A 20,292-nucleotide genomic window follows, 5' to 3' on the forward strand; every position below is an offset into this window, starting at 1 on the left:
TGGGTGACCGCACGGTTGTGACAGTTGAGAGCAGCTTAGGCCAACGCCTGCGCGCGTGTCCGGCGAATGGGGAAGGCGGACATCCCCTATTGGCGGCACCCTGACGGAGGCCGGCGCCCCGGCGAGCCCTCGGAGGTACGTCACGATCGGCACCCGGAACATCCCGAGAAGCGGTCGCTCCCTCGGAACGCTCAACAGTACGGATTAGGCTGCCTCCATGCCAAAGAAGCGCTCGGGCGGTGGTCTGTCGCCCATGCAGCAGGCCGCCAAGTTCCTCGGTGTCAGTGTGCTCGCCGGAGCCGTCATGGCGGGCATCGCCCTGCCCGCGGCCGGAGCGCTGGGCCTCGCGGCCAAGGGCTCGGTCAAGGGCTTCGACGAGATCCCGGCCGATTTGAAGAGCCCCCAGCTGAGCCAGCGCACCACCATCCTGGACGGCCAGGGCAAGCAGATCGCGACCGTCTATTCCCGCGACCGTACGGTGGTGGACCTCAAGGACATCTCGCCGTACATGCAGAAGGCGATCGTCGCGATCGAGGACTCGCGCTTCTACAAGCACGGCGCCGTCGACCTCAAGGGCGTGCTGCGCGCCCTGAACAAGAACGCGCAGGAGGGCGGGGTCGCCCAGGGCGCCTCCACGCTCACCCAGCAGCTGGTGAAGAACTACTTCATCGAGGAGGCCGGCGACGACCCGACGAAGGTCGCCGAGGCCACCCAGCAGACCCTGGGCCGCAAGATCCGCGAGCTGAAGTACGCCATCCAGATCGAGGACAAGCTCGGCAAGAAGAAGATCCTCGAGAACTATCTGAACATCACGTTCTTCGGCGAGCAGGCCTACGGCGTCGAGGCCGCCGCCCAGCGTTACTTCTCCAAGCACGCAAAGGACCTCACCCTCCAGGAGTCGGCGCTGCTGGCCGGCATCGTGCAGTCCCCGAGCCGGTACGACCCGGTCAACGACGAGGCGGAGGCCACCAAGCGGCGCAACATCGTGCTCCAGCGGATGGCGGAGCTGGGCGACATCTCCCAGCAGGAGGCCGACAAGGCGAAGCGCGAACCGCTCGGCCTGCACACCAGCCGCCCCAAGAACGGCTGCATCACCGCGGTCAAGGGCGCCGGCTTCTTCTGTGACTACGTCCGCCAGGTCATCCTCACCGACCCGGTCTTCGGCAAGACGAAGGAGGCGCGGGCCAAGCTCTGGAACCGGGGCGGCCTGACGGTCCGTACGACGCTCGACCCGCAGGCGCAGGAATCCGTGCAGGACTCCGTCAAGGACCACGTCTACCGCAGCGACGCCGTGGCCACCGCCGCGACCATCGTCGAGCCCGGCACCGGCAAGATCCTCGCCATGGGCCAGTCCCGCCCGTACGGCGTCAACGTCAACGACGGCGAGACGACGATCAACCTCTCCGTGGACCAGAACATGGGAGGCGGCGCCGGCTACCAGCCCGGTTCCACGTTCAAGCCGATCGTCGCCGCGGCGGCCGTCGAGGGCGGCAAGTCCCCGGGTCAGGAGTACTCGTCGCCGTACGAGATGGCGTACCCGAGCCCGGTGACCGCGTGCGACGGCAAGGTCTGGCGCAACGACCCGAGGCGGCCGGAGAAGCTGAAGAACGAGAACGACACCGAGCGCGGCCCGTACGGCATGGCGGAGGCCACCGCGAAGTCGGTCAACACCTACTACGTCCAGCTGATCAGCGACATCGGCATCTGCCCGGTCATCGACATGTCCAAGAAGATGGGCGTGGCCCGCGCGGACGGCCGCAAGATCGTCCAGGCGCCCTCCATCGCCCTCGGCACCCAGGAGATGTCCCCGCTGACGATGGCGAGCGCGTACGCCGCCTTCGCCTCGCGCGGCATGTACTGCACCCCGGTCGCCATCGAGTCGGTCACCCAGAAGATCGGCAGCCAGCAGAAGTCCCTTCCGGTGCCGAAGTCGACCTGCTCGCGGGCGATGTCGGAGAACACCGCGGACACGATCAGCACGCTCCTCAAGGGCGTGGTCGAGGACGGCACGGGCCAGGAGGCCGGCCTCGGCAGCCGCCCGAGCGCGGGCAAGACGGGTACGACGGACGAGCGCTTCGCCGCCTGGTTCGTCGGCTACACCCCGAACATGGCGGGCGCGGTCTGGGTCGGCGACCCGCAGCACAAGCGCAAGATGACCAACATCACCATCGGCGGCGTCCCGCACGACAAGGTCTACGGCGGCGAGGTCCCGGGTCCGATCTGGCGCGACATGATGTCCGGCGCGCTGGAGGGCAGGCCCGCCCCGGACTTCCATCTGGTCGACCTTCCCGACGACGGCCACGACGAGGACGACGGGGGAAAAGGCGACCGGGGGGACACGGACGACCGCAACGGGGACACGACGGGACGGGTGACCGGGGGACTGATCGGCGGCCTGACGAACGGCGGCACCGCTGACGGCGGCCCCACCGCGGGCGCCCTCGGCGGCTCCTTCCCGACGCCGACGTTCTCCCTCCCCGAGAACCTCATCCAGGGGCAGGGGGACGGCTGGAACGGCGGGAACGGGGGGATCGGCGGAAACGGCGGGACCGGTGGGACCGGTGGGAACGGTCGCGGGGGCCGGGGGCACTAGGACGGGCCGGGCACTGGGACGGGCCGGCCGGTCATTTTCGGAGCCGGATGAGCGGGGCCGCACCTCTGGGAAGGGGTGCGGCCCCGTGGTCGTAGAGACACTGCGGAGACGACGTCGTAGAGCCGACGCCGCAGAAGGGCGCGGCAGAAGGGCGCCGTGGAGAGGACGGCGTAGAGAGGACGCCGTAGAGGCGACGGGGAACGGAGGCCCGGCGCCGGGGCACGCCTGCCGAGGGCCGTCGGCGACGGCACTCGGAGGGTGGGCTGGGGCGGCGTCAACCAGGGGCCGGCCCGGGAGGGGACCGGCCCGCTCAGCCCTGGAGAGGGCCGGCTCGGGAGGCCGGCCCGGGAACTCAGCCCTGGAGGTACTTCTTCACCACGGCGGCGACCCGGCCGCCCTCGGCCTGACCGGCCACCTTCGGGTTCACGATCTTCATGACGGCGCCCATGGCCCGCGGCCCCTCGGCACCGGCCGCCTTCGCCTCGGCCACCGCCTGCGCGACGATCGCGTCCAGCTCCTCGTCGGACAGCTGCTTGGGCAGGTAGTCGGCGAGCACCTCGCCCTCCGCCTTCTCCCGCTCGGCCTGCTCGGCACGGCCGCCCTGCGCGAAGGCCTCGGCCGCCTCACGGCGCTTCTTCGCCTCACGGGTGATCACCTTGAGGACCTCGTCGTCGGACAGCTCCCGCTTCTCCTTGCCCGCGACCTCTTCCTTGGTGATCGCGGCGAGGGTCAGCCGGAGCGTCGAGGAGCGGAGCTCGTCGCGCCCCTTGATCGCGGCGTTGAGGTCGTCCTGCAGCTTCGACTTGAGCGTGGTGGTCATGGCCCGATTGTCGCAGGTGCGCGGTCACCTGTGCCCGGCCATTTTGCCGCGGGCGCGTGATCGTGACCGCCCGAGCCGGCCTGTCCGTCTGTCCCCGGGTACGCAGTCACCCGGGCCGCCCCTCATGCGCCCAGACGCACGTCCGCTCGACTGGGGCGGCAGTCCGCTCGACCGTCGGCGGCCGGTCTCGGCGCGCCCAACCCGTCTGACACGATGGACAGATGCGCGCGCGATACGGAATCCCCCTGGGAATCGTGGCGGCCGGCACCGCCGGCCTGGTCTATGCGGCGGGCTTCGAGGCCCGCTCCTTCCGCCTCCGACGGGTCACCGTCCCCGTCCTGCCCCCGGGCATGCGCCCGCTGCGTGTGCTCCAGGTCTCCGACATCCACATGGTCGGCGGCCAGCGCAAGAAGCAGCGCTGGCTGCAGTCGCTGGCCGGGCTGCGCCCCGACTTCGTGATCAACACCGGGGACAACCTGTCGGACCCCGAGGGCGTCCCGGAGGTGCTGGACGCGCTGGGCCCGCTGATGGAGTTCCCGGGCGCGTACGTCTTCGGTTCCAACGACTACTACGGCCCCAAGCTGCGCAACCCCGCCCGCTACCTGCTGGAGAAGGCGAGCGGACGCCACGGGCTGAACGGCAACGCGCCGGCGGTGGGCGCGATCCACAACCCGTGGGAGGACCTGCGGGACGGCTTCGACTCGGCGGGCTGGCTGAACCTGACCAACACGCGGGGAGTCCTCAAGATCGAGGGCGTCTCCATCGAGCTGACCGGCCTGGACGACCCGCACATCAAGCGGGACCGCTACGCCCGGGTGGCCGGCGGGCCGTCGGAAGGGCACGACTTCTCGATGGGCGTGGTCCACGCGCCGTACCTGCGGGTACTGGACGCGTTCACGGCGGACGACTACCCCCTGATCCTGGCCGGCCACACCCACGGCGGCCAGCTGTGCATCCCCTTCTACGGCGCCCTGGTCACCAACTGCGACCTGGACACGGACCGCGTGAAGGGCCTGTCCACGCACACGGTGGAGGACCGTACGTCCTACCTCCACGTCTCGGCCGGCTGCGGCACCAACCGCTACACCCCGGTCCGCTTCGCCTGCCCGCCGGAGGCGACGCTGCTGACGCTGGTCGAGAAGGGCTGACGGGTCGGAGGGAGGACCCGGCAGCCCACTCGGCCGTCGCTCGATGACGGAGGGCCGGGAGGCCGGGCAGGCCAGGATGCCGGGCGGGCCGGGATGCCGGGGAGAACGAGGTGACGGAGAGACCGGAGCAACGGGGAGACCGGAGCGACGGAGAAACCGGGATGTCGGAGAAACCGGGATGTCGGAGGAGCCGGAATGACGGAGAGACCGGTCATCGTCCCGTAACCCACCCGGCCCAATCCGCCTGGCCGCCCCCCTCCCCCGCTCCTAGCGTGAGGGCATGACCGCCCCGATACCCAGGGACATCCCGGACCTGCCCGCGGTCCCGGGCCCGCCCGTCCTGCTGCCCGCCCCGGTCCCGGCCACGGCGGTGGTGGCCCCGGTGCGCCGCCCGACGGCCGCGGTGTTCCGTCTGCTGATCGCCGTGACGGCGGCGTGCGGGGTCGCGCTGGAACTGCTGCTGGGCAGCCCGACCCGCATGCTGAGCTACTTCAGCGTCCAGGCCACGGCGCTGCTGGCCGTGGTCACGTTCCTGTCGGCGACGAGGGCCTGGCGGGCCCGCCGCCCGCTCCCGTCGGCGGTGACCGGCGCCGTCCTCCTCTACGTCGTGACCGGCGCCTTGGTCTACCACCTGCTCCTGGCCCACACGACGCCGCCGTTCTCCATGACCGGGGCGACGACGGCGCCGGAACGCTGGCAAGCCCAGTGGACGGCGCTCCAGATACTCCACGTACTGGTCCCGGCGGCGGCCGTACTGGACTGGCTCCTGCTCACCCCCGCGGCTCGCCTGCGCCTCCGCCAGACAGCGCCCTGGCTCCTCTACCCCGTGGCCTACCTGGCCTTCACCTTCATCCGGGCCGCGCTCCTCCCCCCGACCGACCCGTCCCGCCACCTCTATCCCTTCCTGGACGCGACGGCTGACGGCTACCCCGGCACCCTGGCGAACGCCCTCCTCCTGGGCCTCGGGATCTACGCCCTGTCGGTCCTCCTGGTGGCCCTGGACCACACCCGCCCGACCCCGACCCGCCACCGCCTCTGAACCGGATTTCGTCTACAGCCCCCAGTGGGCTAAAGTAAACGTCGTCGCCGCGAGAGCAGCGACACCGGGGTGTAGCGCAGCTTGGCAGCGCGCTTCGTTCGGGACGAAGAGGTCGTGGGTTCAAATCCCGCCACCCCGACAGCCAAGTAACAGGTCAGAGGGCCCTTACCGATTCGGTGAGGGCCCTCTGGCTTTCCTGCGTGTCTATCTGCGTGACTATCGCTTTCCGAGTGTCTACGAGCGTCCCGGGTCGGTGCCGAAGATCCCGTCCATGACCACGGCACCGGTCTGGATCACGGGCCGGATCTGCTTCCGGTAGACCTCCTCGGTCACGGCCGTGCCCGAGTGTCCGACGAGCCGGGAGATCTCCTCCAGCGGCACGCCCTGGTCGGAGAGCAGGGACACGAAGCTGTGCCGCAGTTCCCCCGGGGTCCACTCGTCGGGGTCGATCCCGTCGATGCCCTTCAGCGCCTGGCGGAAGGCGCGACGGACGTTCGCGGCGTCGAGCGGCTGCCCATGGCCGACGACTACCTCGCGCTGCCCCGCTGCTACGGTCGCCTGTATGACGCTCTCGGTCTCCGCGAGTCAGACTGTTGACCTACGCGCGCAGCCAGTTGACGAGGTTCTGGATCGCGTGGCCCGGTCTCTGCAGGTGCGTTTCCTACCGGAAACGGTGGTGCGCAAGCGTCGGTCCGTGGGAGCACGGACCGACCGCGAGACCTGGGTCCGCATCGAGCGACGCTTGCTCGACAGGATCACCGATCAAGGGTGGAACGGCGCGGAGTGCGCCGCCCGCTTGGACGGCGTCGCCCAGCCGGCCTGGCGGGGGTGCCTGGTCTGGCGGGACACGAACGAACAGGTGATGTGGCGGGCGGACGAAACTGACCTTCTGCCCGCCGCTCCAGTCGGAAACGCCATTCTGAGTGAGGCCCCGGAACTCTCGGACGAGTGGTGGGATGGGTTGAACGCCTCTCTGGACGCGCTGGCAGCGCACCAGACAAGGCGGATCGCCACACCCGACACCGAGACCATCACCCAGACGTCGGTCACCGAGGCCATTCGGACTGTCTTTCCCGGCGATTTCGATACGACCGTCCAGCGTTGGGTGCCCGCCCACGCCGACCTGAACTGGGCCAATGTCACGGCCCCGGTGTTCAGTCTCTTCGACTGGGAGGACTGGGGGAACGCCCCGCAGGGGCTGGACTCCGCCTCCCTGTGGGCGAGTTCGCTCGCCGTCCCCGCGCTGGCGGACCGTGTGCGGCACGAGCGGCGGCGGGACTTCGAGACTCGGGAGGGGAAGCTGATGACCCTGTTCGTCTGCTCGAAGATCCTCGGGCCGCACGCCCACCCCGAGGACCCCCGGTCGGAGCCCGCGCGGCGCATGGCCGAGCGGGTCATCGAGGAGCTGCAGGCGGACTCCGAGTGAGCGCGAAGTATTGACGCTGTTCACGGGTTCTCTCATCATCCAGGTTGCTCGGCTCATCGGCCTTTGTTCGATATTGCGAACGTATCGAAGACGTCGACTCAAGGATGGCGAGGTCCCTATGCACTTAGGAAAGTTCGGCCGCGGACGTCCGTCCGTGGCGCTCGCCGCCGTGTTCGCGGCCCTGGCCTCTCTAGCGGCGCCGTTCGTCGCCGGTCCGGCTCAGGCGGCCTCCGGTGTCTCCTGTGCGCTTCCGGCGGCCTATCGGTGGTCCTCGACCGGTGCGCTGGCGCAGCCGGCGTACGGGTGGACCTCGCTGAAGGACTTCAGCACCGTGACGTACAACGGCAGACACCTGGTCTACGGCTCGAACGTGTCGGGCGGGACGTCGTACGGCTCCATGGCGTTCAGGCCCTTCACGAACTGGTCGGACATGGCGTCGGCCGGCCAGACCGGGATGAGCCAGTCCGCGGTGGCGCCCACGCTGTTCTACTTCGCGCCGAAGAAGATCTGGGTGCTGGCCTCCCAGTGGGGTGCCTCGCCCTTCATCTACCGCACCTCCAGCGACCCCACCGACCCCAACGGCTGGTCCGCCCCGCAGCCGCTGTTCACCGGCGGCATCCCCGACAGCGCCCCGCTCGACCAGACCCTGATCGCCGACGACCGGAACATGTACCTGTTCTTCGCCGGCGACAACGGCAAGATCTACCGGGCGAGCATGCCAATCGGGAACTTCCCCGGCAACTTCGGCTCCTCGTACACCACGGTCATGAGCGACACGACGGCCAACCTGTTCGAGGCGGTGCAGGTCTACAGGGTCAAGGGCCAGAACCAGTACCTCATGATCGTCGAGGCGATGGGGGTGAACGGGCGCTACTTCCGCTCCTTCACCGCCACCAGCCTGAACGGGTCCTGGACCCCGCAGGCCGGTACCGAGAGCAACCCCTTCGCGGGCAAGGCCAACAGCGGCGCCACCTGGACCAACGACATCAGCCACGGCGACCTGATCCGCGACAACCCCGACCAGACCATGACCATCGACCCCTGCAACCTCCAGCTCCTCTACCAGGGCCTGTCCCCCGCCGCCGTCACCCCGGGCATGCCCTACAACGAGTTGCCCTGGCGGCCGGGCGTGCTCACCCTGCGTCGCTGACCCGCCCGGTCACCGCCTTCAGGAGCCCCAGCCGCGCGCCGGCCGGGGCTCCTCCGCCCAGACGGCCCGCAGATCCCCGCGCTGGACACCAGTCCGCCGCTCATGTCGGTGGCGAGGTGGACCCCGGCCAGTTCCAGGTCCTTCACGCAGCGGGTGGCGCCCGGGGCAGGCCGGCGCGCGGTCGCGGCAGTTCGGCCAGGTACGCGCTCGCGTCCACGTGGAAGCCGTCCATCCCCCGCGCATCGTCCACCCCCCGCACACTGGGTGCCATCGTGGTGCCAAGTGGTGTCACCGCGGTGCCGGGTGGTGGTGTCCCCTGGGCCTGCGGGCCGCCTTCGCATCGATCGATGGGGTTATTGAACCGCCTTGAACCTTGCCTGACCTGGGGATATGCGGAAGTGGCGCCACTTGCGGCTCCATCCTTGGCATCACGGGGTTGCCTATGGCGCCATTATGGTGCCATGATGGCGTCATGGACCTCACGCCCTATGTCGAAACCCTCCGCCGTGAACTCGCGGTGGCCGCCGAAGCCGGTGGGGAGGATGCCCGGGAACTGGCCGAGAGGCTGACCGCTCCGCTGGAGTCGGCGACTCGGCTGACCATGCTGAACGTACTGTCCGCCGCCATGGACGAAGTCACCCGGGAACTCGCCCCGGGGTCGGTGGACGTGCGGCTGCGCGGGCTCGACCCGGAGTTCGTGGTGGCGTTGCCGGCCGTCGAAGCCGGGGGTCCCGTGGAGGCGGCCGCGCCCGTCGAGGCTTTCCAGGCACCGGCCGAGGGGGACGAGGGCGGGACCGCCCGGGTCAATCTGCGGCTGCCCGCCCAGCTCAAGGCCCGGGCCGAGGAGGCCGCGAGCCGCGAGGGGCTGTCGGTCAACGCCTGGCTGGTGCGGGCCGTGTCGGCCGCGGTCGACGGTGGCTCCCGGCCGCGTACGCCCGAGAAGAGCCAGACCGTCGGACAGCGCTTCACGGGCTGGGTGCGCTAGTCGGCGCCCCGCCCGCCCCACTTCTCTCACACCACGTCCCACCTGCGGGGACGTTCCCAAGACTCACGAGGACGGGACAGCCATGCCTTCTTTCGACACTCCCGAACCGATCTCGGTCACCGCGCGGGTGGACGCCGGTTCCATCCAGTTCACCGCGAGCGACCGCCTCGACACCGTGGTGGAGGTACGGGCCCGCAACCCGAAGAAGGACCTGGACGTGCGGGCGGCCGACCAGACCGAGGTCTCCTGCGCGAGTGGCGCGCTGACCATCCGGACGCCCAAGTCCAACCTGTTCGGCCGCTCCGGCGTCGTGGACGTGACGGTCGAACTGCCCGCGGGCTCCCGCGTCGACATGACCGGGGCCTGGACCCAGGTGCTCGGCGAGGGCCGGCTCGGCGAGGTGCGGGTGAAGACCTCGTCCGGCGACGTCCGCCTGGACGCCACCGGCCCGCTGGAGCTGACCGCCTCACACGGCTCGATCACCGTGGACCGGGTCGCGGGCCGGGCCGAGATCAGCACCAGTACCGGCAGCCTGCGCGTCGGCCTCCTCGACGGCCCGGCCGTGCTGAAGAACTCGCACGGCGGCACGACCGTCGATGTCGCGACCGGCGCGCTGCGGGTGAGCAACGCCAACGGCGACATCGAGGTGCGGCGCGCCGAGGACTCGGTCACCGCCACCACCGCCCACGGCACCGTGCGCGTGGGGGACGTGGCCCGCGGCACCGTCCAGCTGGAGACCTCCTACGGCGCCATCGACCTCGGCATCCGCGAGGGCACGGCCGCCTGGCTCGACGTCAGCTCCGGTGCCGGGCAGGTGCGCAACACGCTCACCGCCTCCGGCGCCCCGGACGCGGCCGAGGACACCGTCCAGGTCCGCGCCCGCACCCGCTACGGCAACATCGACATCCGCCGCGCCCGGAGCTGAGCACCGGGCCACGGGGCCGCCGCCTTCCCCGCCGGCCTCCCTGCCCGCTTCCTCCGCTTCATCTGCCTGTTCCCCCGGCTCCGCGTCACCTGCCTGCTCTGCCGGTTCTGCTTCCTCAAGCTCCTCAACTTCCTCCACTACCTCTGCTTCCTCGGCCCGAACGGGAGGGCTCCATCGACATGTCTGTCATGCCCACGTCCAACACAGAGCGGTCGGCCGCCGCCATCTCCGCCGTCGGGCTGCGCAAGTCCTACGGTGACAAGACCGTCCTGGACGGCATCGATCTGCACATCCCCGCCGGCTCGGTGTTCGCGCTGCTCGGACCGAACGGCGCCGGCAAGACCACCACCGTGAAGATCCTCTCCACGCTCGTCACCGCCGACGGCGGGCAGGCCCGGGTCGCGGGCCACGATCTCGCCGCCGCACCGCAGGCCGTGCGCGCCGCGATCGGGGTCACCGGGCAGTTCTCCGCCGTCGACGGGCTGATCACCGGCGAGGAGAACATGCTCCTCATGGCGGATCTGCACCATCTGTCCAAGCGCGAGGGACGGCGGGTCGCCACCGAGCTGCTGGAGCGGTTCGGACTGGCCGATGCCGCCAAGAAGCCCGCCCAGAGCTACTCCGGCGGCATGAAGCGCCGTCTGGACATCGCCATGACGCTCGTCGGCGCTCCGCGGATCATCTTCCTCGACGAGCCGACCACCGGCCTCGACCCGCGCTCCCGGCACACCATGTGGGGGATCGTCCGCGAGCTGGTCGCGGACGGGGTCACCGTCTTCCTCACCACGCAGTACCTGGAGGAGGCCGACCAGCTCGCCGACCGCATCGCCGTGCTCAACGGCGGGCGGATCGCCGCCGAGGGCACCGCCGACCAGCTCAAGCGCCTCGTCCCCGGCGGGCATGTGCGGCTCGCCTTCACCGACCCGGCCGCGTACCGGTCCGCCGCCTCCGCGCTGCGCGAGGCCACCCCGGACGACGAGGCGCTGGCGCTGCGCGTCCCCAGCGACGGCACCCAGCGCGAACTGCGCTCCCTGCTCGACTGGCTGGAGGCCGCCGGTGTGGAGGCGGACGAGCTGACCGTGCACACCCCCGACCTCGACGACGTGTTCTTCGCCCTCACCGCCGGCGCCGACCAGCCGGCCCTGTCCCCGGAGGATGTCCGATGAGCTCCCTCTCCCTCGCCGTGCGCGACTCCTCGACGATGCTGCGCCGCAATCTGCTGCACGCCCGCCGCTACCCGTCGCTGACGCTGAACCTGCTGCTCTCGCCGGTCGTCCTGCTGCTGCTCTTCGTCTACATCTTCGGTGACGTGATGAGCGCGGGCATCGGCAAGGGCGGGGCGGACCGGTCCGCGTACCTCGCCTATCTCGTCCCGGGCATCCTGCTGATGACCATCGGCGGCACCACGATCGGCAGCGCGGTGTCCGTGGCCACGGACATGACCGAGGGCATCATCGCCCGCTTCCGCACGATGGCGATCCACCGCGGGTCGGTGCTCGTCGGGCACGTCGTCGGCAGCGTGCTCCAGTGCGTGATGAGCGTGGTGCTCGTGGGGGCCGTCGCGGTGGCCATCGGGTTCCGGGCCACGGACGCCACCGCCCTGGAGTGGCTCCTGGCCGTCGGACTGCTGACGCTCGTCTCCGTGGCGCTCACCTGGATCGCGGTCGGCATGGGCCTGTCCAGCCCGAACGCCGAGGCGGCCAGCAACAACGCCCTGCCGCTGATGGTGCTGCCGCTGCTGTCCAGCGCGTTCGTGCCGGTCGACGCGATGCCGGGCTGGTTCCAGCCGATCGCCGAGTACCAGCCGTTCACCCCGGCCATCGAGACCCTGCGCGGGCTGCTGCTCGGCACCGAGATCGGCCACAACGGATGGCTGGCCGTCGCCTGGTGCGTCGGACTGGCGGTGCTCGGCTACGTCTGGTCCACCTCGCTCTTCGCCCGTGAACCGAAGTAACGGCCGTCCTCTCTGACGCGTCCCGCTCCGGGGCGGTGTACGTCCGGCAATCACGCCGACGTGCACCGCCCCCGCGGTCGTTCCGTGCGACCCCGGTGTCGTTTCGTACGGCCGTGTAGTCGTCCGTACGGCCCCACAGCCGTCCGTACCGGCCCCGCAGCCGTCCGTACCGGCCCAGAAGTCGTTCCATACGGCCCCGGGACCGTGCCGGGGCCCTCGTCAAGGAGGCGTATGCGCGCGTCAGGGACGTGTCATGGTTCCCGGTTCCGGCTTGCCGGGGGCACGCGAGGACGGCTTCGATGGACGGCGTGAACAGCGCCTGGCTCCTCCCCGGCCGGCCGCCGGGTCCCGCTCGCCGGCCGAGTCCGCTCGGTCATCGAGTCCCGCCCGGCCGCCGCGCCATCGGCCGGCGCTGACCGGAAGCGCCCGCACCGGGCGGACGCCGTGTCCCGTCGGCGCGGCGCGTCCGCCGGTGTCGCGTCCCGCCGACGCCGGCTTCCGTGGCCCGAGGGGCGCCGAGCGGCTCCGGCGCCCCTCGGCCTCCCCTCGCGGTACGGGTCTCCGCGTACGCTCCTGATCGACATCGACCTGGAGTGAGCGGTACGCGACGACCCCGCTCCCCCTCGATCCCGTCAGTCCTTGATCTCGCAGATGGTGGTGCCGGGGGTGAGGGAGGCGCCGGCCTCGGCGGTCAGGCCCTTGATGGTGCCCGCCTTGTGGGCGTTGAGGGGCTGTTCCATCTTCATGGCCTCCAGGACCACGACCAGGTCGCCTTCCTTGACTTCCTGTCCCTCTTCGACGGCGATCTTGACGATGGTGCCCTGCATCGGGGAGGTCAGGGTGTCGCCGGAGGCGACGGGGCCGGACTTCTTGGCCGCGCGCCGCTTGGGCTTGGCCCCGGCCGCGAGGCCGGTACGGGCCAGGCTCATGCCCAGCGAGGAGGGCAGGGAGACTTCCAGGCGCTTGCCGCCGACCTCGACCACGACCGTCTCGCGGGCCGTCTCGTCCTCCTCCGCGTCCGCGGGGGCGGTGAAGGGCTTGATGTCGTTGGTGAACTCGGTCTCGATCCACCGGGTGTGGACGGTGAACGGCTCGTTGGAGCCGGTGAGTTCGGGGGCGAAGGCGGGGTCGGTGACGACCTTGCGGTGGAAGGGGATGGCGGTGGCCATGCCCTCGACGCGGAACTCCTCCAGGGCGCGGGCGGCCCGCTGGAGGGCTTCCTTGCGGGTGCGGCCGGTGACGATGAGCTTGGCCAGCAGGGAGTCCCAGGCCGGGCCGATCACGCTGCCGGCCTCCACGCCCGCGTCCAGCCGCACGCCCGGGCCGGAAGGTGCCTCGAAGGTGGTGACGGTGCCGGGGGCGGGCAGGAAGTTGCGGCCCGGGTCCTCGCCGTTGATACGGAACTCGAAGGAGTGACCGCGCAGCACCGGGTCGTCGTAGCCGAGGGGTTCACCGTCGGCGATGCGGAACATCTCGCGGACCAGGTCGATGCCGGCGACCTCCTCGGTGACCGGGTGCTCGACCTGGAGGCGGGTGTTGACCTCCAGGAAGGAGATCGTGCCGTCCTGCCCGACCAGGAACTCACAGGTGCCCGCGCCCTCGTAACCGGCCTCCTTCAGAATCGCCTTGGAAGCGCTGTACAGCTCCTTGAACTGGGCGTCGGACAGAAACGGGGCCGGGGCTTCCTCCACCAGTTTCTGGTGACGGCGCTGGAGGGAGCAGTCGCGGGTGGAGACCACGACGACGTTGCCGTGCTTGTCGGCCAGGCACTGCGTCTCCACATGCCGCGGCCGGTCCAGGTACCGCTCGACGAAGCACTCACCGCGTCCGAAGGCGGCGACGGCCTCGCGGACGGCCGAGTCGTACAGCTCGGGGACCTCTTCCAGCGTGCGGGCGACCTTCAGGCCGCGTCCGCCACCGCCGAACGCGGCCTTGATCGCGATCGGCAGGCCGTGCTCCTCGGCGAACGCCACGACCTCGTCCGCCCCACTGACCGGGTCGGGCGTGCCGGCGACCAGCGGGGCGCCGGCGCGCTGGGCGATGTGGCGGGCCGCCACCTTGTCGCCCAGGTCGCGGATGGCCTGCGGGGGCGGGCCGATCCAGATCAGCCCGGCGTCCAGGACCGCCTGCGCGAACTCGGCGTTCTCGGACAGGAAGCCGTAACCGGGATGGATCGCGTCCGCGCCGGACTGCTTGGCGGCCAGCAGCACCTTCTCGATGTCCAGGTAACTGGTGGCCGGGGTATCACCCCCCAGGGCGAACGCCTCGTCGGCGACACGGACATGGACAGCGTCCCGGTCCGGGTCGGCGTAGACGGCCACGCTCGCGATCCCGGCGTCCCGGCAGGCCCGGGCCACGCGGACAGCGATTTCGCCACGGTTGGCGATGAGCACCTTGCGCAGACTCATTTCGAGATCCCTTCCCCGGCGCACCGCACCGGCGCCAACAGTGACTGCCTCCCGTTCCCCATCCGTACCACCCCGGGGCCCGTACCGATGTCGCCCATCCGGTGACCCCGCCGCGGAATCCGGTGCGCCGGAGCGGGGTCCGCCGGTGGTCGACGGCGGCGCGCGGCCGTACGTGGTGGTCCGGGCGGGCGTGGGAACCGCGCGGCGGTCGGTCGGCTACGAGGAGGTCCGCCATCTGTGCGAGGCCAGGAATCCGGCGGTGCGCTCCTGGTCGTCGCCGGGCAGGAAGCCGGGCCCGTCCAGCAGGGACCGTGGCTGGTCTGCGGTGATGCCGACCACCTTGCCGACCGGGCAGACCTCCGAAAGGGGCCGGAGTGTCCCGGCCGTGCGCAGGGTGTGTCGTACCCGCGCATGGCCGGGGCACCCGCCGACTCCCTTTCCGGCGAGGGGCGTCGGCGATGCGGCTCCCGCCCCGGGAAGCACATCGCCGGTCACCGGTGCCTGGCGCCGGGTGGGCCGCTAGCCGGCGGACACCCCCTGGGCCCCGGCCGGCTCCGGCTCCCCGGTGTCGGCCCGGGACCGCTCGGTGCGGGCGGCGGCAGCCGTGACCAGCGCCGCGGCCACGGCGAAGGCGGCGCCCGCCCAGGCGATCCACACCGCGCCCGTCGCGCCGAGGATCCCGGCGCCCAGCGCGCTGGACAGCGAGATCGCCAGGTACATCACGGCGGCGTTGAGGGAGACGGCCAAGGGTTCGCTGCCGGGGCTGGCCAGCGCCATGACGCGCTGCTGCTGCGGCGCGGTCACCGACCAGGAGGCGACGCCGCACACCGCCGTCAGCACGATGGCCGCCGGGTAGGAGGAGCGGATGCCGGCCATGGCCGCGAACACCACCGTGAGCAGCAGCGTCGCGCCGATGACGACCGTGCGCGGCCCCTTGCGGTCGGCGAGCCGGCCCGCGGTGAGGTTGCCGGCGGTCCCGGCCACGCCGAAGACCAGCAGCAGCACGGCGACCTTGCCGCCGTCCCCGCCGGTGGCGGGCTCGAAGACGGCGCTGATGTAGGTGTAGGGCAGGTAGATGCCGATAAACGCGACCAGCGTGCCGGCCAGCACCATGGCCACCTTGCGGTCGGCGAGCGGGGCGAGGCGCCGGCGGAGCTGGGTCGGGCCGCCGAGGGTGACGTCGGGCAGCCGCAGGGCGATGACCGGGGCCACGACCAGGGCGAGCGCGGTGACGAACCACATGGTGGCCTGCCAGCCCAGCGCCTCGCCGATGACGGTGCCCAGCGGCGCGCCCAGCGCGAGCGAGGCGGTCAGTCCCACGGTGACGATGGCGATCGCCCGGCCCCGGTGCTCGGGTCCGGCCAGGGTCGCCGCGGTGGCGCCCGCGTTGGGGGTGAACATCGCGGCGCCGGCCGCGGCGATCACCCGGGACGCCAGGACCAGCGCGTAGTCGGGGGCGAGGGCGGTCACCACGTTGCCGACGGCGAACACGCCGAGGCCCGTGATCAGCACCGTACGGCGTGACCAGCGCGCGGTGAACGCGGCGAGCACCGGGGAGAGCAGGGCGTAGGCCAGCGAGAAGACGCTGACGAGCTGGCCCGCCGCGCCCACGGAGATGTCCAGGGAGTCACTGATGTCGGGCAGCAGACCGGCGATGACGAACGCGTCGGTGCCGACGGCGAACGTGCCGAGCGCGAGCACACAGGCGTGGGTCCGCCAGGCGCGCCCCTGCTGTGCGGCGGGAGGGGTCATGGAAGCACCTGAGTTTCGATGAGCGTTGGGTATGTCGATCCCGATCGTAATAGAGGTTCGATGTGTATCGTAGATGTCGAGCGACATCGCCATAGTCGCGTGACCTCGCCTCCCTCGCCCCGGTGCCGCCGGGCCGCGCGAGGCGGGAAGAGCCTGGAGGCAGGATGCGAACGACGGAGGAGACCCGGCTGCCGCAGCCGGACCTCGCCACAGTGGAGATCGGCACCGTGCTGCAAGCCCTCGCGGACCCGGTACGGCTGCAGATCGTGCGGCTGCTCGACACCGTCGGCGAGGCGCCCTGCGGCGCGCTGGAGCTGCCGGTCGGGCGCTCCACCGTCTCCCACCACCTGCGCACCCTGCGCGAGAGCGGCCTCGTCGAGACCCATCTGCGGGGCAACACCCGGGTCAGCCGGATCCGCGGCGAGGAGCTGGAGCGGCGCTTCCCCGGCCTGCTCGCCTCCGTCCTGGGTGCCACACCGGCCGCGCGGGAGGGCACGGCCGCGGACGACGGGGAGGGAGAGCGCTAGATGGGACGGTTCGCACACCTCGCCTACACGGACAGCGTGCGCCGCGTCCAGGAGGAGCAGGGCAGCGGCCTGTTAGGGGTACGCGCCCTCGCCCAGCCCGACTCCGGCCCGGACGAACTCGGCCCCGACGAGGCCGCGTTCCTCACCAGCCGGGACGGCTTCTACCTGGCCAGCACGGGCGAGACCGGCTGGCCCTACATCCAGTTCCGCGGCGGCCCCGCCGGCTTCGTGCACGTCCTGGACGAGCGGCGGCTGGCCTGGGCGGAGGTGCGCGGCAACCGGCAGTACATCACCACCGGCAATCTGCGGACCGACGGCCGGGTCGCGCTGTTCTTCATGGACTACGCCCGGCAGGCCCGCCTGAAGCTGCTGGGCCGGGCCCGCACCCAGGCACTCGACGAGGATCCCGCGCTCACCGAACGGCTCGACAAGCCGCGCACCGACGGCAAGGTGGAGCGCCTGATGATCGTCGAGGTCGAGGGCTTCAACTGGAACTGCCACCAGCACATCACCCCGCGCTACTCCGAGGAGGAGCTGGAGACCGCCCTCCGCCCCGTCCGCGCCCGCATGGACGCCCTGGAGCAGGAGAACGCCCGCCTGCGCGCCCGCCTCGCCGAACTCGGCGAGACGGACTGACCCCGGCCCACGACACCCCGCGGCGACCTGCCCCGCCGATCTCCGGATCACGGTGCCGAGCCGCGCCGGCAACCGGTCCCGGCCGAGGAGTTCCACAGACCCGGACAAACGACGGAGCGGCGGTGGCCGGCGCGCCGGCCACCGCCCCGGCAGGCGCTACGCGTCGGCCGACGGACCGTCGGACTCGTTCTCGTCGTCCGGTTCCACGCCTTCACCGGCGTCCAGCTCCGCGTCGCCGTCGTCCAGCTCCGCGTCGCCGTCGTCCAGGTCCCCGTCGAGGTCGTACGGGTCCTCGGTGAGGATGCCGTGCCGCTGGACGCTCCGCTGCTGCCAGACCGGCAGCTTGAACAGGACGTCCTGCAGGACGGTCCGCCATGCCTCGCAGTCGGCCCGGTCGGCGCCCAGCGCATCGATGGCACGGGTCCCGTCGTCACCCCTGACCGCCTCGACGGCCTTGACCGCGCTCGCGACGGCGTGGACGGAGGTGGCGAGGTCGTGCAGGGTGTTCCCGAGGATCTCGGCAGTGTTCCGGGGAGCCGGTGCGGGTGAGGGGCCCTCGCCGGCCGGCGGGAAGGTCCGCCGCAGGTCCGCGTCGGTGACGAGGATGTCGCGGCCGTCGTCGTTCTGCATGACCTTTCCCGTCTCGTCGACCTTGCGGGCCCTGCGGCCCGCCGCGGAGTCGAGGAGCGTCTGCTTCAGCTGGTGCACACCGTGCGGGGTGCTGCGCATGCGGTCGATGACCTCGCCCGGATGGCGGCGATCGGGCTGGTCGTTGTTCTGCGTGCCCCGGTCGCCCGTGAGCTGACCGTTGATCACCAGCGGGTAGGCGCTGCGGGCCGCGAGTTCCCTGGTCGCCACGCCGGGATCGCCCTGTGCCACCTCCGTCAGCGCGGCCTGGGCCAGGTCCTCCGTCCCGCGGAACGTGGCCTGCCAGTCCTTGGCCAGCTCGCCCGGGAACGCCGACTTCAGGTACTTCCGCGTCCGCTCCCGCTTGCGGGCGTCATCCTCCGGAACCGAGCGCATGACCAACGAGGAAGCCACGTCGAGCAGCAGCTTGGTGGTGATGTTCTTGCGGGTGCTCTGTCCGGTGATGGCGATCCGCACGGCGGCGTGGATCTTCTGGTCGCGCTCGGCGAAGAGCCGGACGATCGCCGCGGCCCGCACGGCCGGGTCGTCGTTGAACCCGGCGGCCTTGGCCTGATCGGGGGTGAGGGCACCGCGCAGCCAGTCCGCCTTGACCCGAGTGATCAGCTTGCGCCGCTCGATCTCGTCCACCACGGCGTCGGCGAGGGCCTCGTTCTCCGCGGCTTCGCCCCAGGGCTTGGGGGGATCGACGTGCCGCAGCGCGACCAGCGACTTCACCGCCACGCAGAAGTCGGTGGTGGCGCCGTCGTGCGGCTCGAAACCGACGAGCAGCAGCGCCGGGAGCCGCTCGCAGCGCACGGTGACCGCCACCGCGGGGTCGATCTGCGCCGGGTCGCCGGCGGCCGTGATCGCCTCGTTGAGCTTGCGGATGTGGGAGCGCAGCTTCGTGGTGTCCCGGATGTAGGGGACGTCGGCGGACCTCAGGTCGAGCAGTTCGTGCGCACACGTCACACGGCTCGATCCCTCCACCGTGACCGGCACCGTGACGCCGGGTGTGCCGTCCTCGTGCTGGAAGGCCGTGGCGGCGAGCCACACCTCGGTCATCACGCCCTGGTGCCGGAGCGACTCCCGCCAGTCGTTGTGGTCGAGGACGTAGTCCTTGGCCAGCTGCGCCGCCCACGCCAGGTGTTCCTGGTTGGCGAGCCGCTGGACGAGTTCCGGGCGGCCCCCGGGCGCGGCCGCGGGCTCGGCCAGCGGGCGGAAGCGCGTGCTCTCGCTGGTGCCGACCAGGTTCGAGGCCGGGTGCCGTCGCGAGGAGGCGATCCGGGGGTTCCGCGGATCGGGGATGACGTGGCGTGTCCATACCTCGGCCCGGATGGCCAGGATCACGCCGCCGGGCACCCGCAGCCGCTCGGGCGACTCCGCCGCCTGACGCGCGGCGGACGGGTCGACGACAGCCTGCGCGAGGGCCGTCGCGGCCGACTCGCCCATGGTGAAGCGTTCGATGAGTTTGTCGGCGAGTTTGCGGGTCGCGGGCGCGAGCGCGGGCGTGGGCAACGCTTCGACGGGGCGGGGCAGCACGGTCTCGCCCGCGCCGGAAAAGGGCTCCATCAGGTGTTCTCCGATCTTCGTCCCGGGGTCCGCCCGGGCACGCGCCCGGACGCCGTGGAGGTCCGGGGAGATCGGTCACGCTGTTCTCCGTTCTCCCCCTCGGTTCGCCCGGGCCGGGACCCGGTGTGTCCGAGACGGCATCAGCACGCTCGACCGCGCTTCCGAGACGTACCGGCCCTGAGCGCCGGCGTAGCCGCCCACCGCCCGCGGGGGGCGAAGGTGAGGAGCTGGAGTCCGCTGATGTGACTGCCCGAAAAAGCTAGCAGCGGAGAAGTCGTCTCGTCGGATTTCTCCCGTTCCTCCCTCACTGACGGCAGGACTGTGCTAACGCGTGCGCGACCGCCCCCCGCCTACGACAGCCGCCCGGCCGTAGGTCGCTCGCCGGCCGTGCGGGCGCGGTGGATGGAGGTGATCGTTGCCGTCGCGGCGGTGGTCGCGGTGAGGCTGCCGAGTGTCACCAGGCCCACGCCGATCACGAACAGGCCGCTGGCGTCGTCGGACCAGTCGTAGTACGCGGCGGCGGTCAGGCCGGCCGAGGTACCGAGGACGGCGGCGACGGGATGGCGGCGGACGGTGGCCCAGTACACCGGCGCCAGCTGGGTCAGGACCAGGCCGATCACCTGCCATGCCTGGTACGGGCCGGTCGTCGTGCCGTCGGCGTGGACGTCCCGCCGCTGGTCCCAGCCCAGCCAGCCGGCCCACGCCAGGGGCGCGACCACGGCGGGCGCGAGGA

Annotated in this window: 16 protein-coding genes, 1 tRNA gene and 2 pseudogenes; 12 read left to right on the plus strand and 7 right to left on the minus strand. The window is 71.4% G+C overall.

The window, feature by feature from the left end:
• The first annotated feature begins 217 nt into the window (after positions 1–217).
• Complete coding sequence (locus ACSURM_RS16890; protein ID WP_436955978.1) at positions 218–2,593, plus strand: transglycosylase domain-containing protein; 2,376 nt, start codon at positions 218–220, stop codon at positions 2,591–2,593.
• 352 nt (positions 2,594–2,945) lie between these two features.
• On the opposite strand, the gene ACSURM_RS16895 is transcribed toward ACSURM_RS16890, so the two are convergent.
• Positions 2,946–3,413: a GatB/YqeY domain-containing protein gene (locus ACSURM_RS16895; RefSeq protein WP_436955980.1), complete on the minus strand. Its 468-nt coding sequence runs from the start codon at positions 3,411–3,413 to the stop codon at positions 2,946–2,948.
• A 221-nt stretch (positions 3,414–3,634) separates the two neighbouring features.
• Between ACSURM_RS16895 and ACSURM_RS16900 the strand changes: the two genes are divergently transcribed.
• The 3 genes from ACSURM_RS16900 (at position 3,635) to ACSURM_RS16910 (ending at position 5,739) form a co-directional block, all read left to right on the plus strand.
• Positions 3,635–4,561, plus strand: coding sequence for a metallophosphoesterase (locus tag ACSURM_RS16900; RefSeq protein WP_436955982.1), 927 nt, complete (start codon positions 3,635–3,637; stop codon positions 4,559–4,561).
• Between the two features lie 280 nt (positions 4,562–4,841).
• Positions 4,842–5,600 (plus strand): Pr6Pr family membrane protein, encoded by a 759-nt coding sequence (locus ACSURM_RS16905; RefSeq protein WP_436955984.1) that lies wholly within the window; start codon positions 4,842–4,844, stop codon positions 5,598–5,600.
• A gap of 65 nt (positions 5,601–5,665) precedes the next feature.
• Positions 5,666–5,739, plus strand: a tRNA-Pro gene (locus tag ACSURM_RS16910).
• Positions 5,740–5,834: 95 nt separating this feature from the next.
• On the opposite strand, the pseudogene ACSURM_RS16915 reads toward ACSURM_RS16910, so the two are convergent.
• A pseudogene (locus ACSURM_RS16915) lies at positions 5,835–6,116 on the minus strand (tyrosine-type recombinase/integrase); the annotation flags it as partial.
• 46 nt (positions 6,117–6,162) lie between these two features.
• Between ACSURM_RS16915 and ACSURM_RS16920 the strand changes: the two are divergent.
• From ACSURM_RS16920 to ACSURM_RS16945, 6 genes and pseudogenes are all read left to right on the plus strand, one after another.
• A complete protein-coding gene (locus tag ACSURM_RS16920) occupies positions 6,163–7,026 on the plus strand; it encodes a hypothetical protein (RefSeq protein ID WP_436955986.1) in 864 nt (287 codons plus the stop codon).
• A 238-nt stretch (positions 7,027–7,264) separates the two neighbouring features.
• A pseudogene (locus tag ACSURM_RS16925) lies at positions 7,265–8,176 on the plus strand (non-reducing end alpha-L-arabinofuranosidase family hydrolase); the annotation flags it as partial.
• A gap of 472 nt (positions 8,177–8,648) precedes the next feature.
• Entirely contained in the window at positions 8,649–9,161 is a 513-nt protein-coding gene (locus ACSURM_RS16930) for a toxin-antitoxin system HicB family antitoxin (RefSeq protein WP_436955987.1), read from the plus strand.
• Positions 9,162–9,243: 82 nt separating this feature from the next.
• Entirely contained in the window at positions 9,244–10,086 is an 843-nt protein-coding gene (locus tag ACSURM_RS16935; protein ID WP_436955989.1) for a DUF4097 family beta strand repeat-containing protein, read from the plus strand.
• A gap of 188 nt (positions 10,087–10,274) precedes the next feature.
• On the plus strand, positions 10,275–11,252 hold the full coding sequence (locus ACSURM_RS16940) for an ATP-binding cassette domain-containing protein (protein WP_436955991.1): 978 nt from the start codon (positions 10,275–10,277) through the stop codon (positions 11,250–11,252).
• Positions 11,249–12,040: an ABC transporter permease gene (locus tag ACSURM_RS16945; RefSeq protein ID WP_436955993.1), complete on the plus strand. Its 792-nt coding sequence runs from the start codon at positions 11,249–11,251 to the stop codon at positions 12,038–12,040. Before ACSURM_RS16940 ends, ACSURM_RS16945 begins: the two co-directional genes overlap by 4 nt.
• A gap of 632 nt (positions 12,041–12,672) precedes the next feature.
• Here ACSURM_RS16945 and ACSURM_RS16950 read toward each other — a convergent pair.
• From ACSURM_RS16950 to ACSURM_RS16960, 3 genes are all read right to left on the minus strand, one after another.
• Positions 12,673–14,442, minus strand: a complete 1,770-nt coding sequence (locus ACSURM_RS16950) for an acetyl/propionyl/methylcrotonyl-CoA carboxylase subunit alpha (RefSeq protein ID WP_436961118.1) — start codon at positions 14,440–14,442, stop codon at positions 12,673–12,675.
• 222 nt (positions 14,443–14,664) lie between these two features.
• Complete coding sequence (locus ACSURM_RS16955; RefSeq protein WP_436955995.1) at positions 14,665–14,787, minus strand: hypothetical protein; 123 nt, start codon at positions 14,785–14,787, stop codon at positions 14,665–14,667.
• Positions 14,788–14,967: 180 nt separating this feature from the next.
• Positions 14,968–16,200: an MFS transporter gene (locus ACSURM_RS16960; protein ID WP_436955997.1), complete on the minus strand. Its 1,233-nt coding sequence runs from the start codon at positions 16,198–16,200 to the stop codon at positions 14,968–14,970.
• A 164-nt stretch (positions 16,201–16,364) separates the two neighbouring features.
• Here ACSURM_RS16960 and ACSURM_RS16965 point away from each other — a divergent pair, with 164 nt between their 5' ends.
• Together ACSURM_RS16965 and ACSURM_RS16970 are read left to right on the plus strand one after the other, a co-directional pair.
• Positions 16,365–16,727 (plus strand): ArsR/SmtB family transcription factor, encoded by a 363-nt coding sequence (locus ACSURM_RS16965; protein WP_391340883.1) that lies wholly within the window; start codon positions 16,365–16,367, stop codon positions 16,725–16,727.
• Positions 16,728–17,363 carry a pyridoxamine 5'-phosphate oxidase family protein gene (locus tag ACSURM_RS16970; protein ID WP_436955998.1) on the plus strand — a complete coding sequence of 212 codons (636 nt, stop codon included), beginning with the start codon at positions 16,728–16,730 and terminating at the stop codon, positions 17,361–17,363.
• A gap of 156 nt (positions 17,364–17,519) precedes the next feature.
• Here ACSURM_RS16970 and ACSURM_RS16975 read toward each other — a convergent pair whose 3' ends face one another.
• The gene (locus ACSURM_RS16975; protein WP_436955999.1) at positions 17,520–19,559 is read right to left on the minus strand and encodes a hypothetical protein; all 2,040 of its coding nucleotides are present in this window, start codon (positions 19,557–19,559) and stop codon (positions 17,520–17,522) included.
• Between the two features lie 350 nt (positions 19,560–19,909).
• On the minus strand, positions 19,910–20,278 hold the full coding sequence (locus tag ACSURM_RS16980; protein ID WP_436961119.1) for a hypothetical protein: 369 nt from the start codon (positions 20,276–20,278) through the stop codon (positions 19,910–19,912).
• Between the last annotated feature and the right edge of the window lie 14 nt (positions 20,279–20,292).

The sequence above is a fragment of the Streptomyces sp. SudanB182_2057 genome (assembly GCF_964272715.1).
In the GTDB taxonomy this organism is placed as follows: Bacteria; Actinomycetota; Actinomycetes; order Streptomycetales; family Streptomycetaceae; genus Streptomyces; species Streptomyces rubradiris.

Bases quoted from the DNA above. Each gene is read 5' to 3' on its own strand.
- ACSURM_RS16975 (WP_436955999.1), bottom strand. From the start codon at position 19,559: ATGGAGCCCTTTTCCGGCGCGGGCGAGACCGTGCTGCCCCGCCCCGTC.
- ACSURM_RS16945 (WP_436955993.1), top strand. From the start codon at position 11,249: ATGAGCTCCCTCTCCCTCGCCGTGCGCGACTCCTCGACGATGCTGCGC.
- ACSURM_RS16895 (WP_436955980.1), bottom strand. From the start codon at position 3,413: ATGACCACCACGCTCAAGTCGAAGCTGCAGGACGACCTCAACGCCGCG.
- ACSURM_RS16905 (WP_436955984.1), top strand. From the start codon at position 4,842: ATGACCGCCCCGATACCCAGGGACATCCCGGACCTGCCCGCGGTCCCG.
- ACSURM_RS16970 (WP_436955998.1), top strand. From the start codon at position 16,728: ATGGGACGGTTCGCACACCTCGCCTACACGGACAGCGTGCGCCGCGTC.
- ACSURM_RS16900 (WP_436955982.1), top strand. From the start codon at position 3,635: ATGCGCGCGCGATACGGAATCCCCCTGGGAATCGTGGCGGCCGGCACC.
- ACSURM_RS16960 (WP_436955997.1), bottom strand. From the start codon at position 16,200: ATGACCCCTCCCGCCGCACAGCAGGGGCGCGCCTGGCGGACCCACGCC.
- ACSURM_RS16930 (WP_436955987.1), top strand. From the start codon at position 8,649: ATGGACCTCACGCCCTATGTCGAAACCCTCCGCCGTGAACTCGCGGTG.
- ACSURM_RS16890 (WP_436955978.1), top strand. From the start codon at position 218: ATGCCAAAGAAGCGCTCGGGCGGTGGTCTGTCGCCCATGCAGCAGGCC.
- ACSURM_RS16940 (WP_436955991.1), top strand. From the start codon at position 10,275: ATGCCCACGTCCAACACAGAGCGGTCGGCCGCCGCCATCTCCGCCGTC.
- ACSURM_RS16920 (WP_436955986.1), top strand. From the start codon at position 6,163: ATGACGCTCTCGGTCTCCGCGAGTCAGACTGTTGACCTACGCGCGCAG.
- ACSURM_RS16965 (WP_391340883.1), top strand. From the start codon at position 16,365: ATGCGAACGACGGAGGAGACCCGGCTGCCGCAGCCGGACCTCGCCACA.
- ACSURM_RS16935 (WP_436955989.1), top strand. From the start codon at position 9,244: ATGCCTTCTTTCGACACTCCCGAACCGATCTCGGTCACCGCGCGGGTG.